General features: G+C 71.2%; 18 protein-coding genes and 1 riboswitch. Of the genes, 10 read left to right on the forward strand and 8 right to left on the reverse strand.

The genetic code is table 11. From position 1 onward, the window contains the following. Window positions 1-23: 23 nt before the first annotated feature. Complete coding sequence (locus ACQEUX_RS15125; RefSeq protein WP_433047316.1) at window positions 24-2,081, reverse strand: DNA gyrase/topoisomerase IV subunit B; 2,058 nt, start codon at window positions 2,079-2,081, stop codon at window positions 24-26. A gap of 219 nt (window positions 2,082-2,300) precedes the next feature. Further along, on the reverse strand, window positions 2,301-4,370 hold the full coding sequence (locus tag ACQEUX_RS15130; RefSeq protein WP_433047319.1) for a hypothetical protein: 2,070 nt from the start codon (window positions 4,368-4,370) through the stop codon (window positions 2,301-2,303). Between the two features lie 369 nt (window positions 4,371-4,739). Between ACQEUX_RS15130 and ACQEUX_RS15135 the strand changes: the two genes are divergently transcribed. From ACQEUX_RS15135 to ACQEUX_RS15145, 3 genes are all read left to right on the forward strand, one after another. After that, the gene (locus tag ACQEUX_RS15135; RefSeq protein ID WP_433047322.1) at window positions 4,740-5,369 is read left to right on the forward strand and encodes a hypothetical protein; all 630 of its coding nucleotides are present in this window, start codon (window positions 4,740-4,742) and stop codon (window positions 5,367-5,369) included. Window positions 5,370-5,515: 146 nt separating this feature from the next. Beyond that, the gene (locus ACQEUX_RS15140) at window positions 5,516-6,772 is read left to right on the forward strand and encodes a hypothetical protein (protein ID WP_433047325.1); all 1,257 of its coding nucleotides are present in this window, start codon (window positions 5,516-5,518) and stop codon (window positions 6,770-6,772) included. A gap of 101 nt (window positions 6,773-6,873) precedes the next feature. Continuing rightward, window positions 6,874-7,737 carry an alpha/beta hydrolase family protein gene (locus tag ACQEUX_RS15145; protein WP_433047328.1) on the forward strand — a complete coding sequence of 288 codons (864 nt, stop codon included), beginning with the start codon at window positions 6,874-6,876 and terminating at the stop codon, window positions 7,735-7,737. A gap of 33 nt (window positions 7,738-7,770) precedes the next feature. Here the strand turns inward: ACQEUX_RS15145 and ACQEUX_RS15150 are convergent, their stop codons facing one another. Continuing rightward, entirely contained in the window at window positions 7,771-7,941 is a 171-nt protein-coding gene (locus tag ACQEUX_RS15150) for a hypothetical protein (RefSeq protein ID WP_433047331.1), read from the reverse strand. A gap of 198 nt (window positions 7,942-8,139) precedes the next feature. Between ACQEUX_RS15150 and ACQEUX_RS15155 the strand changes: the two genes are divergently transcribed. Together ACQEUX_RS15155 and ACQEUX_RS15160 are read left to right on the forward strand one after the other, a co-directional pair. Next, a complete protein-coding gene (locus ACQEUX_RS15155; protein WP_433047334.1) occupies window positions 8,140-8,769 on the forward strand; it encodes a hypothetical protein in 630 nt (209 codons plus the stop codon). A gap of 168 nt (window positions 8,770-8,937) precedes the next feature. Beyond that, entirely contained in the window at window positions 8,938-9,306 is a 369-nt protein-coding gene (locus ACQEUX_RS15160) for a hypothetical protein (RefSeq protein WP_433047337.1), read from the forward strand. Window positions 9,307-9,396: 90 nt separating this feature from the next. Here the strand turns inward: ACQEUX_RS15160 and ACQEUX_RS15165 are convergent, their stop codons facing one another. Then, window positions 9,397-10,314 (reverse strand): DUF72 domain-containing protein, encoded by a 918-nt coding sequence (locus ACQEUX_RS15165; RefSeq protein WP_433047339.1) that lies wholly within the window; start codon window positions 10,312-10,314, stop codon window positions 9,397-9,399. Window positions 10,315-10,476: 162 nt separating this feature from the next. Between ACQEUX_RS15165 and ACQEUX_RS15170 the strand changes: the two genes are divergently transcribed. After that, window positions 10,477-10,980, forward strand: a complete 504-nt coding sequence (locus ACQEUX_RS15170) for a DinB family protein (RefSeq protein WP_433047341.1) — start codon at window positions 10,477-10,479, stop codon at window positions 10,978-10,980. A gap of 10 nt (window positions 10,981-10,990) precedes the next feature. Here the strand turns inward: ACQEUX_RS15170 and ACQEUX_RS15175 are convergent, their stop codons facing one another. The 3 genes from ACQEUX_RS15175 to ACQEUX_RS15185 all read right to left on the reverse strand — a co-directional run bounded on the left by ACQEUX_RS15175 (window position 10,991) and on the right by ACQEUX_RS15185 (window position 14,088). Beyond that, window positions 10,991-13,054 carry an amylo-alpha-1,6-glucosidase gene (locus ACQEUX_RS15175; RefSeq protein ID WP_433047343.1) on the reverse strand — a complete coding sequence of 688 codons (2,064 nt, stop codon included), beginning with the start codon at window positions 13,052-13,054 and terminating at the stop codon, window positions 10,991-10,993. Next, a complete protein-coding gene (locus ACQEUX_RS15180; RefSeq protein ID WP_433047346.1) occupies window positions 13,051-13,458 on the reverse strand; it encodes an SCP2 sterol-binding domain-containing protein in 408 nt (135 codons plus the stop codon). The genes ACQEUX_RS15175 and ACQEUX_RS15180 overlap by 4 nt, the downstream gene beginning before the upstream one ends. Before the next feature lie 120 nt (window positions 13,459-13,578). Further along, entirely contained in the window at window positions 13,579-14,088 is a 510-nt protein-coding gene (locus ACQEUX_RS15185; protein WP_433047349.1) for a mycothiol transferase, read from the reverse strand. Window positions 14,089-14,164: 76 nt separating this feature from the next. Here ACQEUX_RS15185 and ACQEUX_RS15190 point away from each other — a divergent pair, with 76 nt between their 5' ends. Together ACQEUX_RS15190 and ACQEUX_RS15195 are read left to right on the forward strand one after the other, a co-directional pair. After that, window positions 14,165-14,680, forward strand: a complete 516-nt coding sequence (locus ACQEUX_RS15190) for a 2'-5' RNA ligase family protein (protein WP_433047352.1) — start codon at window positions 14,165-14,167, stop codon at window positions 14,678-14,680. A gap of 188 nt (window positions 14,681-14,868) precedes the next feature. Continuing rightward, window positions 14,869-15,060 (forward strand): hypothetical protein, encoded by a 192-nt coding sequence (locus ACQEUX_RS15195; protein ID WP_433047355.1) that lies wholly within the window; start codon window positions 14,869-14,871, stop codon window positions 15,058-15,060. A 16-nt stretch (window positions 15,061-15,076) separates the two neighbouring features. Here ACQEUX_RS15195 and corA read toward each other — a convergent pair whose 3' ends face one another. Next, window positions 15,077-16,207 carry a magnesium/cobalt transporter CorA gene (corA, locus tag ACQEUX_RS15200; RefSeq protein WP_433047358.1) on the reverse strand — a complete coding sequence of 377 codons (1,131 nt, stop codon included), beginning with the start codon at window positions 16,205-16,207 and terminating at the stop codon, window positions 15,077-15,079. 187 nt (window positions 16,208-16,394) lie between these two features. Between corA and ACQEUX_RS15205 the strand changes: the two genes are divergently transcribed. Next, on the forward strand, window positions 16,395-18,353 hold the full coding sequence (locus tag ACQEUX_RS15205) for an amino acid transporter (protein ID WP_433047361.1): 1,959 nt from the start codon (window positions 16,395-16,397) through the stop codon (window positions 18,351-18,353). An 87-nt stretch (window positions 18,354-18,440) separates the two neighbouring features. Continuing rightward, window positions 18,441-18,552, forward strand: a riboswitch (SAM riboswitch). Between the two features lie 272 nt (window positions 18,553-18,824). Further along, window positions 18,825-19,688 (forward strand): ABC transporter substrate-binding protein, encoded by an 864-nt coding sequence (locus ACQEUX_RS15210; protein ID WP_433047364.1) that lies wholly within the window; start codon window positions 18,825-18,827, stop codon window positions 19,686-19,688. The last annotated feature ends 10 nt before the right edge of the window (window positions 19,689-19,698 follow it).

Consider the following 19,698-nt stretch of genomic DNA (forward strand, 5'->3'; position numbering starts at 1 on the left):
ATGATTCGCTCACTGTCGCTCGCTCATGCGTCGATCGCCTCCCGGTCGACCCGGTCGGCGGAGTCGATCAGCCAGTTGCGGCGCGGCTCGACCTTCTCGCCCATCAGCAGTTCGAGGATCCGCTCGGCGGCGTCGACGTCGTCGAGGGTGATCCGGCGGACGGCGCGGGTGGCCGGGTTCATCGTGGTGTCCCACAACTCGTCGGCGTCCATTTCACCGAGGCCCTTGAACCGCGGGATGGGGGTGACGATCTGCTTGCCGGCCTTCTCCAGCTTGCGGACCGTCGTCTCCATCTCGGCCTGGGTGTAGGTGTAGACGGTCTGCGGGTTGCGCCCCTTGGTGGTGATCTTGTGTAGGGGCGGCATCGCGGCGTAGAGCCGCCCGGCCTCGATCAACGGGCGCATGTACCGGGCGAAGAGGGTGATCAGCAGCGTGCGGATGTGCGCGCCGTCCACGTCGGCGTCGGCCATGATCAGCACGCGGCCGTAGCGCAGCGCGGCGAGGTCGAACGTCCGCCCCGAGCCGGCCCCGAGCACCTGGACGATCGCCGCGCACTCGGCATTGTCCAGAACCTGCTGGAGGTTGGCCTTCTGCACGTTGAGGATCTTGCCCCGGATCGGCAACAACGCCTGGTATTCGGAGGAACGGGCCATCCGGCTCGTGCCCAACGCGCTGTCGCCCTCGACGATGAACAGCTCACTGCGGTCGATGCCGGTCGCGCGGCAGTCGACCAACTTCGGCGGCATGGACGCGCCCTCCAGGGCGGTCTTGCGCCGGGCGGCGTCCTTCTGCTGCTTCTGGGTGAGCCGCACCCGGGCCGCGTCGACGATCTTCTGCAGGACGACGCGCGCCTCGGCCTTGGTGCGCCGGTCCTCCATCCACGCCTTGACGTGCGCGTCGACGAGGGTCTGGATCACCTTGGTGATGCCGGTGGTGGAGAGCTCGTCCTTGGTCTGCGAGGTGAACTGCGGCTCGGGGATCCGCACGTGCACCACGGCCGTCATGCCCTCCAGGACGTCGTCCAGGGTGGGCGGCTCCTCCTTGGCCTTGAGCAGGCCGCGGGTGTTGCGGACCGCGTCGGCGAGGGTGCGGACCAGGGCCCGCTCGAAGCCCTTGCGGTGGGTGCCGCCGTGCGCGTTGCGGATGGTGTTGGTGAAGCATTCGACGGTGCGCTCGTAGCCGGTGCCCCACCGGAACGCCACCTCGACCTCGGCGCGCCGCTGCACGTTGGACTGCATGACGCCGTTGGCGTCGGCGGCGTTCTCCCGGTACGTCCCCTCGCCGTTGACCAGCAGGATGCCGGAGACCGGCCGGTCGCCGGCCGGGGCGAGGAACTCCACCATGTCGCTGAGCCCGTTGGGGTAGTGGAACCGCTCCTCGGTGGGCGCCTCGCCGGTCAGGTCACGCAGCAGGTAGGTCACGCCGGGGACCAGGAAGGCGGTGTTGCGCAGCTTCGTGCGGACCGCGTCGACGTCGAGCGCCGCGCCGGTCTCGAAGTAGCGGGCGTCGTGCCACCAGCGGATCGAGGTGCCGGTGCGCTGGCCACGCTTCATCGCACCGATGACCTGGAGCCTAGGGCCGGCGGCGAAGGGCGCGTCCGGCCCGTCGCCGTCGAAGATCCCGGGGACGCCGTGCCGGAACGACATCGCGTGGATCTTGCCGGCGCGACGGACGGTCACGTCGAACCGGCGCGACAGCGCGTTGACCGCGGACGCGCCGACGCCGTGCAGGCCGCCGGAGGTCTTGTAGCCGGAGCCGCCGAACTTGCCGCCGGCGTGCAGCCGGGTCAGCACCAGCTCGACGCCGGAGATGCCGGACTTGGCGTGCACGTCGGTGGGGATGCCCCGGCCGTCGTCGTCGACCTGCACCGAGCCGTCGGCGTGCAGGATCACCTCGACGTGACCGGCGTGACCGGCGACACCCTCGTCGGTCGAGTTGTCGAGGATCTCGTTGACGAGGTGACCCACGCCACGGCTGTCGGTGGAACCGATGTACATGCCGGGCCGCTTGCGGACAGCGTCCAGCCCCTCAAGGTGGGTGAGGTCATCGGCCCCGTACAGGGTGTCAGGCTCTGTGGTCAACGCGTCGTACTCCCCGGTCTCGGCGGTGTGGTGCCGCGTCCGAACTGTCAGTCGGCCGGCGCGCGCCGCAGCGAGCCTAACCGGCAGATGCGACACGACGACGGCACCCCGCAGTCGGGGCCCGCATCCTCGTTGCGGATGCGGGCCCCGACATCGTGAGCTGCTGTCCGGATTCGACGCGTTAGCCGCGCCGTGACCGGTTGTCTCTCAGCTGCTTAACTACGGTGCCACCTCGATAACAAGCGAGCCGTAGCCGACGTTCCCGGCGCTGTCCACCGCGGCGACGTACAGCGTGTTGGTGCCGTAGGCCGGCGTGGCCAGGGTCACCGACACAGTCTTGCCGGAGTAGCCGAGGCTGGTGCCGGCCTCCGCCTCCTCGGTGGGCGGGCTGCTCCAGCCGTAGCGGAAGCTGACCACGTCCGGGTCCGGCGAGCGCAGCTTGTAGGTGTAGAGCTGCCCGGGCGGGGCGGGGGTGGCGACCGCGTCGACGCTCACGGTGGGCGGCAGGTCGTCGATGGTGAATTCACACCAGGCCGACCAGGGGCTGGTCACGTAGCTGTCGTCGCTGCGCGTCCGGAACGCGTACGACTTCCCGCTGGCAGTGCCGGTCACCGCGGCCGTGGTGGACCGCGCGCCGGCCACCACTGTCGAGCCCGCCGGCGGGCTCATTCGGGGGGTGGAGCTGTCGTAGGTGCCCGAGGCGGGGATCTCCAGCAGTTCGTACGACGTCTGGAGGACCTGGCCCGTGTCCGCGTCGGGGAAGACGGCGGAGAGGGTCGGCGGGGTGGTCCGGGTGACCCGGCCGCCCGCGACGCAGGCCGCGCCGCCGGCCTGGAGGCTGGTGGGCTGGGTGGGCGCCGAGTCGTAGTCGACAAGCAGGCGCGCCGTGGTCGGGTCGAACTTCTTCCACCGATCCAGTGTGCTCTCGCCGGTCCCTGCCGAGTCGCTACAGGCACAGAGCCCGTAGGTGATCGAGGACTGGTGAGCGGCCGTGGCGCTGCTGAGGCCAGCGGCGACGCTGCCGGTGAATCGCACGGTCATGGGCGGTTGCGGTGAGTCGGCGCAGCCAGTCGCGCGGACGTGCGAACTTGCGGAAGCCCGCAGCGTGGTCAGTGCGGGGGCCCACGCGGTGCGAGGAGTGCTCGCGATGCCCGCCGACTGGTAAAGGTAGGTCGGGGTGTCGAAGCAGGACCAGGTGTGGGTCACCCCCACCTGGACGGAGGCCGACCTGATGAGCTTGCCGCTCAGCGCCGTGATCGGGAACTCGAAGTAGGAGCGGTAGATGACGCCGGAATCGACATTCTTGCCAACCAGGGCGGCCGACGTGTCGCTGTTGGTGGAGTTGTTGTTCGTGGCGTACGCCCAGCGGGAGCGGGTGGCGGACCAGGCCGGGTCGATGAACACCGGGAAGGTGGCCTTGGCCGGGTCGAGCAGGTCCGGCGACGGCCGCAGCACGAGGTCACCGGCGGGGTCGACCGCGGTCGCCACGGGGGCGGTGCGGGCGGCTGCGCCGGGGCCGGACGGCGACGAGGTCGCCGCCGAGCGGGTCGAGCGGCCGGAGCCGGCCGAGTCCCACATCTCGGCCGCCGCGCCGCGCGCCACCTCGGTCTCGCCGGCAAGCGCCCGCAGCGAGCCGTCGGCCTCCCGCCGGATTCGCACGTCACCGCCGAGGTCGAACCGGATCTCCCGGAGCGCCGGGTTCGCCGCCGCCTGCGGTGTTTTCACCACGAGGACATGGGTGAAACCGGTGTGGGTCGCCGTGAGCACCAGGTCCACACCGGGCAGTACCTCGGGGTAGGTGGCCGCGTCCTTGGACACGGTCGGCGCGGGCAGCCCACCCGGCCAGCCCAGCGTCATCGCGCTCGTTCCGCTGGTCAGCGTGGCTGCGGGACCGCGCCCGCCGGACGAGAACACCAGGTCGGCCGGGGAGACCGCCGGTCGGAGGCCGGTGGCGCCGCGCCGCAGGGACAGGTCGACGTCGGACCAGGATCCGTCGCTCTGACGGATTCGCTGGGGAACGGCGGCGGTTTCGGACACGAAGCCCCCGCCCGGCTTGGCGAAGACCTGGGTCAGCTCCGTGCGGGCGGAGACGACCTCCACCCGCTGGCCGGTGCGCGTGGCCGTGGCGGCTGCCTGGACGGCCTCCCGGCCGGCCGTGCCGCTCGCGGCGGCACCCTCTGCCGGCGCGGCCGACGCGGGTGCGGCCGACGCGGGTGCGGCGAGCAGAGCGACACCGATGGACGCCGCGATCCCGGCGGCGAGCAGGCCGCGCGTGGATGGTCGGTGCATCGTGGACGGTTTGTGGACGTGAACAGCATGCATGGAGCGGCCAGTGGCCACCGCAACCCCCGTGGATGTAGGACAGCCAGACGGGGGAACTGTAGAGAGCGGTATCGGGCACTGTCCACGTCTGTCACATCCCGTGAGCACAAAAGGAACGAGCTGCCGCATAAGTGCGAGGCGCGGGCCTCGACCGGGACGGTCGGTGACAGCGCGAGGAGCAGTTCGGTACGACTGCGATCGCGGGATCACGCAGAGACACCGCCGCCGGTAGGCTCACCCGCCCGACCGGTCGTCGGAAGGTACTCGCGGTGGACGTGACGACGCGCAACGCCCTGCAACGCTCCCCTCGGCACGCGGGCCCGGCGGTGGCTGCTCGTGGGCACCCTGCTGGCCGGGCTGCTCTCCGCCATGGCGCTGATCGCGGCGGCGGCCCCCGCCGACCGGACGTTCGCCGCGCTCTCGGGGACGGTCCAGAGCCTGATGTCGGTCGTGACGCCGCTCTTCGGCATCCTGCTCGTGCGTGACCTGCGACGGGCGCCCTCTGCCGCCCGGGTGGTCCCCACGGTGCTCGCGGTGGGGCTGCCGGCCGTCGTCATCGGTGTGGTCGGGGTGCTGATCTGCGCCGCGACGCTGGCCCTCACCACGGCCGACGTCGCGGACGAGCCGTGGCGGCACGCCGGGACGGTCGCGGTGGGCAGCGTGCTGGTGCAGATCGTCGCTGGCCTGGTGGGCACCGGGCTGGGTCTGCTGCTGCGCTCGGTGGTGGTCGCGTTCCTGGCCACGATCGTCCTTCCGCTGGGTCTGTTCGGGCTGCTGGGCGCCGTGGACGCGCTCCGTCCGGCGCAGCCGTGGCTCACCCCGTTCGGCAGCGTGCGCAACCTGCTCTCCGGGGAGATGAGCGCGTTGCGGTGGGTGCAGTGGCTCTGCGTCCTACTGATCTGGGGTGTCGGTCTGAATGCCGCTGGCGCGGCGCTGCTGAAGCGCCGCACCCGGTCCGACCGGTAGGTAGCCCGGCACGGCGGCACGGCACGCCTACGTCTGGCATGTCTTTCATCGAACGAAACTGTTACGGGCCATTGACGCCCGTCGCACAAGGGTGATGTGATCTCGCTCTCAGAGAATCTTTCATCTTTCGATGGATGGGAGCTCCCATGCCCAGGTTCCGGCGTACCGCGCTCGCCGCGGGACTGACGATCGCGATGGCCGCGCTGTCGACCGCCGTCGTGCTGCCCGCACCCGCGACCGCCGCGCTGCCCACCGCCGCGGTGGCGCTCGGGGACAGCTTCATCAGCGGGGAGGGCGCCGGGGCGTACACCCCGGTTGTCGACGTCAACGGGGTCGCCCAGGGCTTCCCCGGCTGGACGGCGGCGAACAACAACGCGTACTTCTGCCACCGCTCAGCGAACGCCTCGCTCAACCAGGCCGACCTGCCGGGCATCCAGAACCGGTTCAACCTCGCCTGCTCCGGCGGCCAACCACACGACATCGCCAACGCCTCGCAGGCGCGGACCAACGGCCGTACCGTGGCCGCGCAGCTCGACCAGCTCCGCGCCGTCGCGCAGACCCAGGACATCGACCTCGTGCTGATCGGCCTCGGGTCCAACAACAGCTCGTTCACCTTCGGCAGCGTCGCGGAGAAGTGCGCCAACCGGTTCATCGCGGACGCGTGGACCGGCTGGTGGGAGTTCTGGGCGTACCTGAACGGACCGGTTGAGCAGAAGCCGTGCAGCGACGCCGACCTGGCGACCGCCGCGCAGCTCAGCGCCGCGACCGCGGAGACCACCGCCGCCGTACGCCAGTTGCTGACCACCCTGGACCAGGTGGACGCGGACGGGCAGCACCGGGTGGTGTTCCAGGACTACACGAACCCGTTGCCGCTGGACCTGAACCCGCAGTTCCACGAGGAGGACGGCCGGGACGACACCCGGGACAAGTTCCGCGACCTGGGCGCCGAGCGGTACGCGGCCGGTTGCCCGATTCACCGGGCCAGCCTGGCACCCGGGCACCGCTTCTCGCAGGGCCTGGGCACCATCGTGAAGTCCACCCGGGACACTCTGGCCGCCGAGTTCCCCTCCGACGACCTGGTGTACCTGAACGTGCAGCAGGCCTTCAACGGCGCTCGACTGTGCGAGCAGACGACCAGCCCGACCGGCGCGTTGGCCACCCCCATCCGCCTACAGGACAGCCCGAACGGCACCTTCGTCACCAGCCTCTCCGGCAAGGACAAGATCGCCATTCAGCGGATCGCCAACACCTGCGTCAGCTACTTCCAGACCTGCCAGGAGTCGTGGCACCCGAACGCCACCGGGCACCAGGTGCTCGGCCAGTGCCTGAGCGGCGCTGCCGCCACCAGCGCCCGGTCGGTAGCCTGCGTCCGCGCCAGCAACGGAACGATCTCGGTCTCCTGACCGGATCGTCATTCGGAGGGCTCTGCCACCCGGCGGGGCCCTCCGTCGCGTCCGGCCGCCTACCGCTACCCGCCGGTAACGTCAGGCCGTAGGCTGGGCCGGTGAACGGGGATGCGGAGTACGCGCAGGAGTTCGTCGACGTCGACGGTGGCCGGTTGGGTGTGCAGGTCTATCCGGAGCCGGCCGGCGCGACGGGTGCGCCCGTGGTCGTGATCTGGCCCGCGATGGGCGTCCGGGCCCGCTACTACCAACCGTTCGCCGCCGCGCTACGCGCCGCCGGTCTGACCGTTGTGGTCGCCGACCTGCGCGGCACCGGAGCGAGCACTCCCGCGCCCAGCCGGGCCGACCGGTACGGCTACGCCGAACTGGCCGACGACGTCGGCGCCGTCCTGGCCGCGCTCAAACCACGACTGGACGGACGCACCCGGCTGCTGGTCGGGCACTCGCTCGGCGGGCAGGCCGCGCTGCTACACCTCGCCCTGCACGGCGGCGACGAGGTGGACGGGTTGGCGCTGATCGCGGTCGGCATCCCGTACTGGCGGAACTACCCGGGCCGGCGCGGCCTCGGCGTGCTGCCGTACACCCAGGGGATCGCCGCCACCGCGGCGCTGCTGGGGGTCTGGCCTGGCTGGGGCTTCGGCGGCCGGCAGGCGCGCGGCGTGATCCGCGACTGGGCCTACACCGCGCGGACCGGCCGTTTCCCCCGGCTGAACGGCACGGACACCGAGGCGGCGGCACGCACGGTGCGCACGCCGGTGCTGGCCATCAGCGTGGACGACGACCAGTACACGCCGCACGAGACGATGGACCACCTCTGCGCGAAACTCACGGCCGCTCCGGTAGTTCGGGAACGGTACACAGTGGCCCAGGCCGGCGCGGCGCTGGACCACTTCACCTGGGTTCGTGCGGGCGCCCCACTGGCGCGGCGGATCGCCGACTTCATCGACGACCTGCCGGCGCGCTGAGGCCGCACCGGCTGGTCGTGAGCGAGGGTCAGCTCAGTCGTCCTGGTCCAGCGGCACCAGTTCGCCGTCGCGCTCCACCTGAATCTCCCCGTGATCCTTACGCGGCGCGACCTCCGCGGTGTTCCTGTGTGGGTCGTTGTCCGGGTGCATGAGCACCGCGTCTGTTTTGGGGGTCTTCTCCCGGCTCTCGTCCGGCTGCGACATCGCGTTCCCCTCTCGTCGGCGTCGCTCGGGATCTACCCGCCACCGCGCGATCGACTCCTGCTGGCGGCGATCCGGCACGTCGGCAGCACAGATGTCCTCCCCTGTGCCCGATACGGTGCGGATCGGCCGGCACGGCACGGGGTTAGCCACCCGACCGGCGGGTAAGCCGCACCGCCCGACACGGCGGAAGGGGATCACATGTCCGAACGGCATACCGCACTGCGCTCGATGCACGATCTGGGCCTGGCGGCCTGGTTTGGCGGCTCCCTGATGGGAGCGCTCGGCGTCAATGGCGCAGCGGCGAAGATCAGTGACTCGACCCAGCGGCTCCCGGTCGCCTCGGCGGGATGGTCCAAGTGGACCCCGGTCAACGCGGCGGCGATCGGCGCCCACCTGGCCGGGGCGGTCGGCGAGTTGGTGACGGAGAGCCCACGAATGGCCGCCCAGTCAGGGGTGGCCCGGGCCAGCACCATCAAGACGGCGTTGACCATCGGGGCGCTCGTGGTGACCGGCTACAGCCGTCTGGTGGGGATGCGGTTGGAGAAGGCGGGCGGCCCACCGGTGAACGGGGCCACCGAGCCGAACCACCAGACCCCGGCGGGCGTCGCCTCCTCGCAGCGGCAGATGAAGCTGCTGCAGTGGGCCATCCCCGCGCTGACCGGGACCCTGGTCGTGGTCACCGCGTACATGGGTGAGCAGCAGAAGCCCGGCCAGGTGTTCCGGGGGATTCTCGGCCGGGTCGGCGGGATGCCGGCCGCGTCGAAGGGCATGATCAAGATCGCCGGAATGACCAACGGCAAGCGGCCGATGGCGATGGCCGGGCGCTGAACGCCGGGCCGGCCGGCGTCCCGCCGCCACCTCGACGGCGGGGCGCTGGCCGGCCCTGCGCGATCACGGGCGTGACGACGAATGTCGTGCGGCGACACCGGGCGGGCAGGCGCGGTACCGCACGGCACAACGTCCGCCGGCAGCGGCGGACCGACGAGCGGGGTGGCCATGGCACGCGAGGGACGCAGCGGCGACAACGACCGGCTGGAGCCGGAGGCGGTCAAGCCGTGGGGCACCGGCGACGGCTTCGACGCCGACGCGCCCTGGGGCACGGATGAGGACTCGCCGATGGACGAGGGCAGCGAGGAGACCGCGGTGCCCCCGGGGCGGCGCGGGGAGCGGCGCGCGGGTGCCCCGGCGGGCCGGAGAGACCCGGCGGGACGGCACGGCTTCGGCTCGGTGGAGCCGACCCGTACGACGATGGCCGGACCGGGCGCCCCACCGGACCCGGCGCCCAGCGGCCGGACCTTCCCGGACGACGCGGACATCGGCGAATCGACCCAGGACGCACTGCGCAGCCGGGGCCGGCGCTCCTGACGCCCTTCCCGGCCGCTCTGCCCGACCCGGGCGCCGGGTGCGCGACCGCCCGTCGGACGAGGCCCGGGCCGCGCTCCGGGTGCGCGGCCGTCAGCCGATCGATGTGGCCCGGGCCGGAGCAGCTCGACCGGCGATCATCCTCTCGGTGAGTAGCTGCGCCAGCCGGGTGGCGTCGCGTTGGGCCTGACCGGCACAGCAGTTGTTGAACAGCACATGCAGGTCGTCGGCCGGGCGGGCGAGCTCGGCCAGCAGCACGGCCCAGTGCCGAAGCTCGTCGTCGGCGTACGCGTACCGGAACTTCTCCTGCTTGTCGCCGTCGCGCCAGGCGTCGCTGTGCCCGTGAAAGCGGACGATCGCCGGCTCCGCCGTCATGGTCAGGATCGGCGGCACCGACGACGAATGCCCCTGGGGCATGTCGACGCAGACCAACGACAGGTCGTGCGCGCGCAGCAGGTCCAGAGTGACCGGTGCGGCGGAACCCTCGAACCAGGACCCGTGCCGTAGCTCCACACCGACCCGCCACGGCTGGCAGCGCTGCGCCAGCTCGACGATCCGGCGTTCGGCCGCGGCGCCGCGCGCCAGCCACGGTGGGAACTGCAACAACACCGACCCCAGCTTGCCGGCCTCCGCGATCGGGGCCAGGGCTGCGCGGAAACGATCCCACAGCTCGTCGTACGCCCGCTCCGGCAGGTCGCGGCGTCGGATCCGACTCGGGCCGGTGGCCGGGCGCAGGTCCCGGGGCAGCGCGGCGACCGGGGTCGGATGACCGGTGAAGAGGCGGAACGCCTTGACGTCGAAGGTGAAGTCGTCTGGTGTGGCGTCCACCCAGCCCTGCGTGGTCTCCGGTGCGGGGACGGCGTAGTAGGACGTGTCCACCTCGACCAGCGGAAACCGGCCGGCGTAGAAACCCAGCCGACGGGCCGGCGTGTTGGCCGAGCGCGGGTACCACCCGGAGCGCAGCAGCGACTGGTCCGCCCAGGACGACGTTCCCACCTTGATGACACCCATGTCATTCATTGGATCGCCGTCGGCGCGGGTCGGCAATCGCTGGGGTCCACGCTCTCGTGTCGAGCGGGGAAATGTCGGTGCCTCGTCCTACGGTGGCGCCAAGTGGACATCGGGGCGAGTGGGCACCGAGGGGCCACTCGACATTCGAGGAAGGGTGGCACCATGACCAGCACCGAGCAGCTCACCGGTGAGCGGGCCGACCTGCTGCAGACGCTCCGCCTGCACCGGGGTTTCCTTCTGCGGACCGTCGACGGGCTCACCGACGAGCAGGCGGCGTCCCGCACGACCGTGAGCGAGCTCTGCCTCGGCGGCCTCATCAAGCACGTGGCCGGCTGCGAGCACCGCTGGATGCTCTTCGCCGTGGGCGGCGCGGACGCGATGCAGCGCGAGGAGGTCGACTGGGTCGGTCAGTTCCGGATGGCACCCGGCGAGACCCTGGCCGGGCTGGTCGAGCGGTTCCAGGAGGTGGCCGACCAGACTGACAAGCTGATCGCCACCCTCGACCTGGACGCGGCGCACCCGCTGCCGCAGGCGCCCTGGTTCGAGCCGGGGGCGAGTTGGACGGTCCGCCGGGTGCTGCTGCACCTGATCGCCGAGACGTCCCAGCACGCCGGGCACGCCGACATCCTGCGGGAGTCGATCGACGGCGCCAAGACCATGGGCTGAGCCGTCGGCCTCAGCGCAGGCGAGGGCGGTGCCTGCAGGCGGTGGTGCGGTCTCGCGCGAAGGCGTCGGAGAGGCCCCAGCGGCCCGGGATGTCCAGCAGCTCCAGCCGGCCGAAGCCGAGGGGCACGGCCGGGTCCACCAGCAGGTTGTCGCCGATGGGTCGCAACCCCAGTGTGGTGCCCAGCAGCATCAGCAGCGCGCCCGACGACCACGACTGGGGGCGACCGGCCGACGGCAGCTGAACGGGGAACCTCGTCTGGCTGCGCTCATAGCCGGCGATCAGCTCCGGCACTGCCCCACCGAGCGTCTGCGCCATGTCCAGGATGCCGCCCGCGACCCGGGCCGCCTGTGCGTCGAAGTGGTAGCGGCGCAGCCCGGCGGCGATCAGGGCGTTGTCGGACGGCCACACCGCGCCCAGGTGTGAGCCCATCGGGTTGTACATGGGCTGCCCGGTGGCGAAGGTGCGCACACCCCAGCCGCTGAACAGCCGCGGTCCGACCAGGTGCTCGGCGACCGCCTCCGCGCGGTCGTCCGGGACGATTCCGCTCCACAGCAGATGGCCGATGTTGGATGACAGCGCGTCGACCGGCTCGCCGTACGGGTCGAGCGCCAGCGCGTAGTACTCCTGGTGTGGCAGCCAGAAGTCCCGGTTGAAGCGGTCCTTCAGCTCGGCGGCCTCCCGCTCCAACCGGTCGGCGTATGCGGGGTCGCCCCAGAACTGTCGGGCCAGCCGGGCACCGCGCCGTTTCGCGTCGTACGCGTAGCCCTGCAACTCGCAGGTGGCGCGGGGAAACGCCGGTTGCCGGCCGCGCGCGTCGACGATGGCATCCGGGGAGTCCTTCCAGCACTGGTTGATCGTGCCGTCCCGCTCGTTTCGGCGCTGGTAGCGCACGTAGCCGTCACCGGTCACGTCGCCGTACTCGTCGATCCAGTCCAGCGCCATCCGAGCCGGGTGGCGCAGCTCGCGGACCAGGTCCGCGTCACCGGACCAGCGCTCGTACTCGTCGAGCAGGACGACGAAGAGAGGGGTGGTGTCAGCCGCGCCGTAGTACAGCGCGTTCGGTCGGTCACCGAACACGCCCGTCTCGCCGTAGCGCAGCCGGGCCAGGATCTTGCCCGGCTCCTCATCGAGCGCGTCGTCGAGCTGACCGCCCTGAACGAGCGCCAGCATCCGCAGCGTCGCGGGGGCCAGTTCGGGGGTGAACGCCAACGTCTGCAGGCAGGTGATGATGCTGTCCCGTCCGCGCAAACCCATCGCCCACGGTAGACCACCGATCGGCACCCGTTCGCGGTACGACAACGGCCTGTACCGCAGTGCCGCCAGGTCGGCCAGGCTGCGCCGGTACATCTCTTCCAGCCCGTCCCGCTCGGCCACCAGGCGCGGTGCCCGGTGCAGCCAGTCCGTCAGGTCCTCGCGCATCCCCACGCGGACGGTCTGCTGGTGCGCCTGCAGGTTGGCGCGCACGTCCCGGCCACCCTCGCCGCCGACGGTCATGGTGACGTGCAGGTCGGTCTCCCACTTCCCATCGGGTGCGATCCGGATCTGGAACGTCATCCCCCCCTCGTCCACCTCGACGGGCGCGGTGCTTCGGACGGTGGTCTCGCGGACGAACCGCTCCCGCTCGTAGCGCAGCACGAGCTGGTGGCTCGCCGAGTCGGCGGTGACCGTGACGGTCCGCTGCCGGAGGTGCCCGACCTCCGCGATGTCGGTGAAGTCGCTGCCCATCTCCACTCGTACGGTGAACTCCGCGGGCTGCGACGAGTGGTTGAGCACGGTGATCTTCTCGTGCAGGCAGTCGTGGATCGAACGGTGCCGGATGATCGACACGTCGGCGTCGACGTAGTGGCTCGCCGCGCCGGGGACCAGGACGAACCGGGTCTCGAAGTACGTCAGGTCGTCGCGGGAGAGCGCGTTGATCCGTTCGCCGTCGATCCTGAGCACCCAGTGGGACAGGAAACGGGTGTCGAACGCGAAGAGACCGACTGGCGTCCGCGGGTCGACCTCGATGTCACCCTGGGCGTCGCTGATCGCGAACGCGTTGCCGGCGATGACGTGTAGCAGTTCCTGTTTCATGGCCGCTCATTCCGACCGGCTACCGCGGCCCGGTTCGCCATCGCGGCCCGGCCCAGCTCGCGCGGATGACGGGCGCCGGGCGGCCCCGGGAAGATCCGCCGCAGCATCATCAGCAACCGCATGTTGCCCTGCACAGTCAGCTCGTTGCGCAGCAGGCTCGCCCCCGGATGCATCTCGCCGTCGGCCATCTGGTCGAAGAGCGGGCGGTCGAGGCTCAGCACCAGGTCGGCGTCGTCGGCCGCACGGGTCACCCGCACGTGCTGGTCCGCGATCGTCAGGTACCAGTGATCGGTACAGCCGTCGCCGCGTACGTCCAGCCGTATCGTCCCCGCTGTCGTCTCCGGCAGGTCGAGGCGCCGACCGGCGTCCAAGTGCTGCAGGTACTGCTCCGCCTTCGCGCCCATCAGATCCCCTCCCCACGGTTCTTCGCAGGATCACCCGTGCCGGGGTGAGCCCGGTTCACCCAAATCGGGTGAAGGCCGGCCCCGGTAGGGCGCGTGCCGATGTGAGCCCGGCGAACCCGTTCAGTCGGCCTCGATCAGGCCACGCAGGTAGGCGGCCTGGCCGACGTGTTGCAGGTCGTCCTCGGCGACGCTGACCAACCGGACGCCGAGCGTCACCGGCGGGTCCCACGCCTCGTCGACCACGCGGTCCAGATCCGCCGGCCGCAGGCCGGACAGGAACGATCCGGTACGCGACGCGACCGCCTCGTAGTAGTCGACCAACGCCTGCGCGCTCTCCGGCCGCACCGCCGCGGCCTGTGCGGGCGAGTGACCGAAGCCGGTGTCGGCGGCGTCGGCGGCGAGCCCGAACCGACCCGCCCAGTCGCCGCTCACCCAGACCTGCTCGGAGTCGAGCAGGTCGGCGACGGACTGGTCCTGGATCCGGGTCAGGTGCCAGACCAGCCAGCCGATCGAGTTGGCACCCGGGCCGGGCGCCCAGTGCAGCTGCTCGGGACGCAGCCCGCCCACCGCCGCGCGCACGAGGTCGGGCAGTCGGTCGTACGTCTCGGTCAGCAGGTCACTCACGTCCACGGGTCACGCCTCCTGGTGGTCTCCGAACAGGTACCGCCGACACCGGCGATCAAACCTCGACCACTACGGTGACCTCGTGGTCGCGGCGTTGGAGCTGTATCTGGACCCGGACGCCACCCGGCGGATCCGGGTGCTCTGGGACGCGCTGGAGGCCGAGGGCGTGCAGAGCATGCGGTCGCTGTGGGAGCAGCGCCATCGGCCACACGTCTCGCTCGCGGTGGCGCCCCGCTTCAACCCCGAACAGGTCGCCGACGCGCTGCGCGGCACGATCGTGGCCGCCCCGCTGCGACTCGACTTCCAGCACGCGGGGCAGTTCGTCGGCCGGGTGCTCTGGCTCGGCCCGGCACCCACCCCGGAGCTGCTGACCCACCAACGGATGGTGCACGACCGACTCGCCGCCGCCGGCGTTCCCCTGGCCGAGCACTACCAGCCCGGCCGCTGGGTGCCGCACTGCACGCTCTCCATGCGGGTGCCGAACACGCTGATGGCCGCCGCGGTGCGGCGCTGCCTCGAGGTGCTGCCGCTGGCCGCGACCGTGGTCGGCGCGGCGCTCACCGACCACGCCCGCGGCATCGCCCACCCGCTGCCCTGACCCTCGACAAAATGTCCGGTTTGGCGGGCGACAGTCGGGAAACCGAAAACCTGCGGTGGTAATGCCGCCCGGCGTGGGATGGTTCGACATGGATGCCGTACCGGTGGCGACCTGCCAGAACGCGGGTGACCCGGCCGGTGGCGCGGGCGCACCCCGTGCCGGGAGGGCGGCTTCGACGAGGAGGGGCAGTGCCTATGCAGGCTCAGCGCAGGCCACCGCGCACGGAGCGGAGCCAGACCCGGGACGACCGGACCGGCGGCGGCATGACCGGGGCGGCCACGCCCCTGACGATCTGGGCCGCCGCCGTACTGCTCGGCCGGATCGGTGCCGGCGACGACGACGTCGAGGACGAACGGCACATCCTGCGCGGCATCGAGTGACTGCCGGCCGCGTTGTTCACAGCCAGCCGCGCCGCTTGAAGATCAGGTAGAGGGTGCCGCAGACCAGCAGCATCAACAGCAGCGCGAACAGGTAGCCGAAGCGCCAGTTCAACTCCGGCATGTGGACGAAGTTCATCCCGTAGACCGTGCCGATGAGCGTGGGAGCGAACAGGATCGCCGCCCAGGACGAGACCTTCTTCAGCTCCTCGTTCTGCGCGTAGCTGGCCGCCGTGAGGCTGCGCATCTCCTCGTTCTGTTGCTGCGAGACCAGGGTGGCGTTGACGGTGAGGATGTTCTGCAACAGGTGCCGGAAACCGTCCACCCGCTCGACCACCTGGGTCAGGTGGTCGGTCACGTCGCGCAGGTAGCGGCGCAGTTCCTCGTCGCCGCCGGCACTGCCGGCGCCGTCGGCCAGCGCGTCGAGCACGGTGAGCAGCGGGCGGGCGGCCCGCTGGAACTGGATGACCTCACGGCTGAGGCCGTAGATGCGCCGGCTGGCGTTCGGGTCGCCGCCGAACACCTGGGTCTCGATCTCGTCGATGTCGTTCTCCAGTCCGGCCACAACCGGCGCGTACCCGTCGACAACCTGGTCGAGGATGGCGTACAGAACCGCCTCGGGGCCCCGCGCGAGCATCTGCGCCTCGGTCTCCATCCGCCGCCGCACCGCGGCCAGATCCGGTGCCTCACCATGCCGGACGGTGACCACGAAGCCCGGCCCGATGAACAGGTGCAGCTCGGAGAACTCGACCTCCTCCCGCTGGTCGTCGTAGCGGGCGGCGCGCAACACCACGAACAGCGTGTGCCCGTACCGTTCCAGCTTCGGTCGCTGGTGGGCGTTGATCGCGTCCTCGACCGCCAGGTCGTGCAGCCGAAACTCCCGGGCCAGCGAGGTGACCTGGTCGATGTCGGGCCGGTACAACCCGATCCAGGCCATCGCGCCATCCTGCTCCTGCAGGCAGCGGTACGTCTCGGCGAGGCCGGACGGCGAGGCGAACCGGTGCCCTCGGATGTAGACCGCGCTGTCCACCAGGCCGCCGGCGGGCGGGGCGGACGACTCCGTGGGTGGCGGCACGCCGACCCTTGTCACGTACTCGTCGAGTTGGCGACCGAAGCCACCACCGGGGCGGGAGCGACGGCCACCGACCATGCGCTGTCCCTCCCCCGGTGACGTCTGGTCCGGCGCGTTCCCGCCAACCCGGGGCGCTGCTTCCCCGCTGCCTCCGACCCGAAACCCGTCGACGGGCCGCCCGTGGGGTGCCCGGCCAGGGTGGGTTCCGGGCACCGGCGGACGGATGCGGCCCGCCGGGCGGATACTCACGGAGACCATGGGCGGGATGACGGGGGACACGCCGATGGAGGTCGACAGGCGCGCCGGCCGGCTGCGGGAGTGGCTGCTCGACGCCGGCTCGGAGCAGGCCGTGCGGCACCCGGGCCCGCACCGGCGTCCGCCGGAGCACCGGCGCCACCCGTGGTGGAAGGTGATGTGCCTGACCGGCGTCGACTACTTCTCGACGCTGGGTTACCAGCCGGGCATCGCGGCGCTGGCCGCCGGGGCGCTCTCGCCGCTGGCGACCCTGGTCCTGGTGCTGGTGACACTGCTGGGCGCACTGCCGGTCTACCGACGGGTGGCGGTGGAGAGCCCGCACGGCGAGGGCTCGATCGCGATGCTGGTGCGCCTGCTGGGCTACTGGCCGGGGAAGTTGCTGGTGCTGGTGCTTCTCGGGTTCGCGGCCACCGATTTCATCATCACCATCACCCTCTCGGCCGCCGACGCGACCGCGCACATCGACGAGAACCCGTTCTGGCCGAGCGGGCTCAAGGGGCACGAGGTGCTGCTCACGCTGCTGCTGGTGGCGCTGCTGGGCGCGGTGTTCCTCAAGGGATTCACCGAGGCCATCGGGATCGCCGTCGTCCTGGTCGCGGTCTACCTCGGGCTGAACGCGGTGGTGATGGTCGACGCGCTGTGGCGGGTTGTGACGCACCCGAGCGCGGTCGGAGACTGGGCCACCACGCTGACCACCGGGCACGGCGACCCGTGGATGGTGGTCGGGCTGTCGCTGCTGGTCTTCCCGAAACTGGCGTTGGGCCTGTCGGGTTTCGAGACCGGGGTGGCGGTCATGCCGAGCGTGCGAGGTGACCCGCAGGACTCGGAGGATCGCCCGCTGGGCCGGATCCGGGGCGCACGACGGCTGCTCACCACCGCTGCGGTGATCATGAGCGTCTTCTTGATCACCAGCAGCGTGACGACCACCGTGCTGATCCCGCCGGAGGCCTTCCAACCGGGCGGGCCGGCGAACGGCCGCGCGCTGGCCTACCTGGCACACGAGCACCTCGGGGAGGTGTTCGGCACGGTCTACGACCTGTCCACCATCGCCATCCTCTGGTTCGCGGGGGCGTCGGCGATGGCCGGGCTGCTCAACCTCGTGCCCCGCTACCTACCCCGCTACGGCATGGCGCCGACCTGGGCCCGAGCCGTCCGGCCGCTGGTGCTGGTCTTCACCGCGGTGGCGTTCCTGATCACGGTCGTCTTCGAGGCCAGCGTGGACGCGCAGGGCGGCGCGTACGCCACCGGAGTCCTGGTGTTGATCACTTCGGCGGCGACGGCGGTGACGCTCGCGGCGGTGCGGCGGCGTCAGCGCGGACGCATCATCGCGTTCGGCGCCATCGCGGTGATCTTCGTCTACACCACGCTGGCGAACGTGGTGGAACGCCCCGACGGTGTCAAGATCGCGGCCTTCTTCATCGGCGGGATCATCGTGATCTCGCTACTCTCCCGGCTGTCTCGGGCCTTCGAGTTGCGGGTCGACCAGGTCGAGCTGGACCCGGCCGCGGCCCGGATGATCGATGAGCGCGCCGGACGGCGGATTCGCCTCATCGCTCACGAGCCCGACCACCAGGACGAGGCCGAATACCGCGCCAGGCTGGCGGAGGCCATGGCGGACAACGACTTCCCCGACGACAGCGACGTCATCTTCGTCGAGGTCCACGTCACCGACCCGTCGGACTTCGAGACCGAGCTGATGGTCCGCGGCAGCATGGTGGACGACCGCTTTCCGGTGCTCAGCCTGGCCAGTTCCTCGGTGCCCAACGCGCTCGCCGCCCTGCTGCTGGAGATCCGTGATCGGAGCCGTCGGCGCCCACACATCTACTTCGAGTGGACCGAGGGTGGCCCGGGCCGCAACGTCCTGCGGTACCTGGCGTTCGGGCAGGGTGAGATCGCCTCGGTCACCCGGGAGATCCTGCGTCGCCAGGAGCCCGACCGGCGCCGCCGGCCACACGTGCACGCCGGCTGACCGGTGGGCCGGGCACCCTGTCGCGGACGGTGAGCGTGGTCATAACCACTGGACGACCCACCCGTTCCTGCTGTTAACCTCGGCCCAGGTCATGAGCGCCAGCGCGAAGCCCCGGCTCGCTGGCCGGCAACCCTCCTCCGCGGTGGGGTGCCCCGGGTGAAGACCAGGCACCGGCACGACGTCGGTGCAAGCGTGGCCTGGCACCCAGGTCAGCACAGACCCGGGAGAACCATGCGCATCCTCAGCACCGCCCCACCGACCGACGTCGCGGAGCCCCGCGCCGGTCGCCCCTCGCCGGCACTGACCCGGCGACGGCACGTGGACATGATGCGAATGTGCAGCGCCGCCTGTCGCGGCACCACGCACTAGCGCAAACCTCTTCCCGAACCCCCTTCACCGGTACGCCCATCGGGCGCACCGTCGGCGACGCACGCTCGTGCGCGCCGAGACGCGACCTTTTCGGAGACACCCGTGCGATTTCTTCCTGCCCTGACCCGCGCCACCGCCCTGGGCGCGGCCGCGATCCTGGTCGCCACCGCGCTCACCGCCTGCGGCGACGACAGCTCGTCCGACGCCACCGCCAACCCGTACGGCCTGGCGCAGCCGGGCGTGCTGCGGGCCGGCACGCTGACCGACGCCCCGCCGAACGTGTACCTCAAGGACGGCAAGTTCACCGGCTTCGACAACGACCTGCTGACCGCCGTGGCCGGCAAGCTCGGCCTCAAGGTCGAGTTCGTCGGCACCGACTTCTCCGCGCTGCTCTCCCAGGTCAACAACCGCAAGTTCGACGTCGGCAGCTCCTCGATCACCATCACCGAGGCGCGGAAGAAGACCGTCGACTTCGGCAACGGCTATGACTTCGGCTACTTCGGCCTGGACGTCCCGGCCGGCTCGCCGATCACCGGCTTCGACCAGCTCGCCGGCAAGCGCGTCGTGGTGGTGCAGGGCACCGTCCAGGACGACTACGCCACCGGCAAGCAGCTCGACCCGGTGCGGGTGCCGGACTACAACGGCGCGATCAACCAGCTCAAGGCCGGCACGGCCGACGCGTGGATCGCTCCGGCGGAGATCGGCGAGAAGTCGGCCACCGACAGCAACGGCAAGATCACCGTGGCGGCCAAGCAGCTCAGCCCGGCACCGACGGCGTACGCCGTCGCCAAGGGCAGCGACAAGCTGCGCGAGGCGCTGAACAAGGGCCTCGACGAGGTCATCGCGGACGGCACCTGGAGCCGGTTGCAGGCGCAGTACTACCCGGGCCGGCCGATCCCGGCGGACTTCAAGCCGGGCAGCGGAACGGTGCCGGCGCCGTCGGCGTCCGCGTCGGCCGCGTCCTGAACCGGTGACG

This window comes from Micromonospora sp. CA-259024, from assembly GCF_050936255.1.
Lineage (GTDB): Bacteria > Actinomycetota > Actinomycetes > Mycobacteriales > Micromonosporaceae > Micromonospora.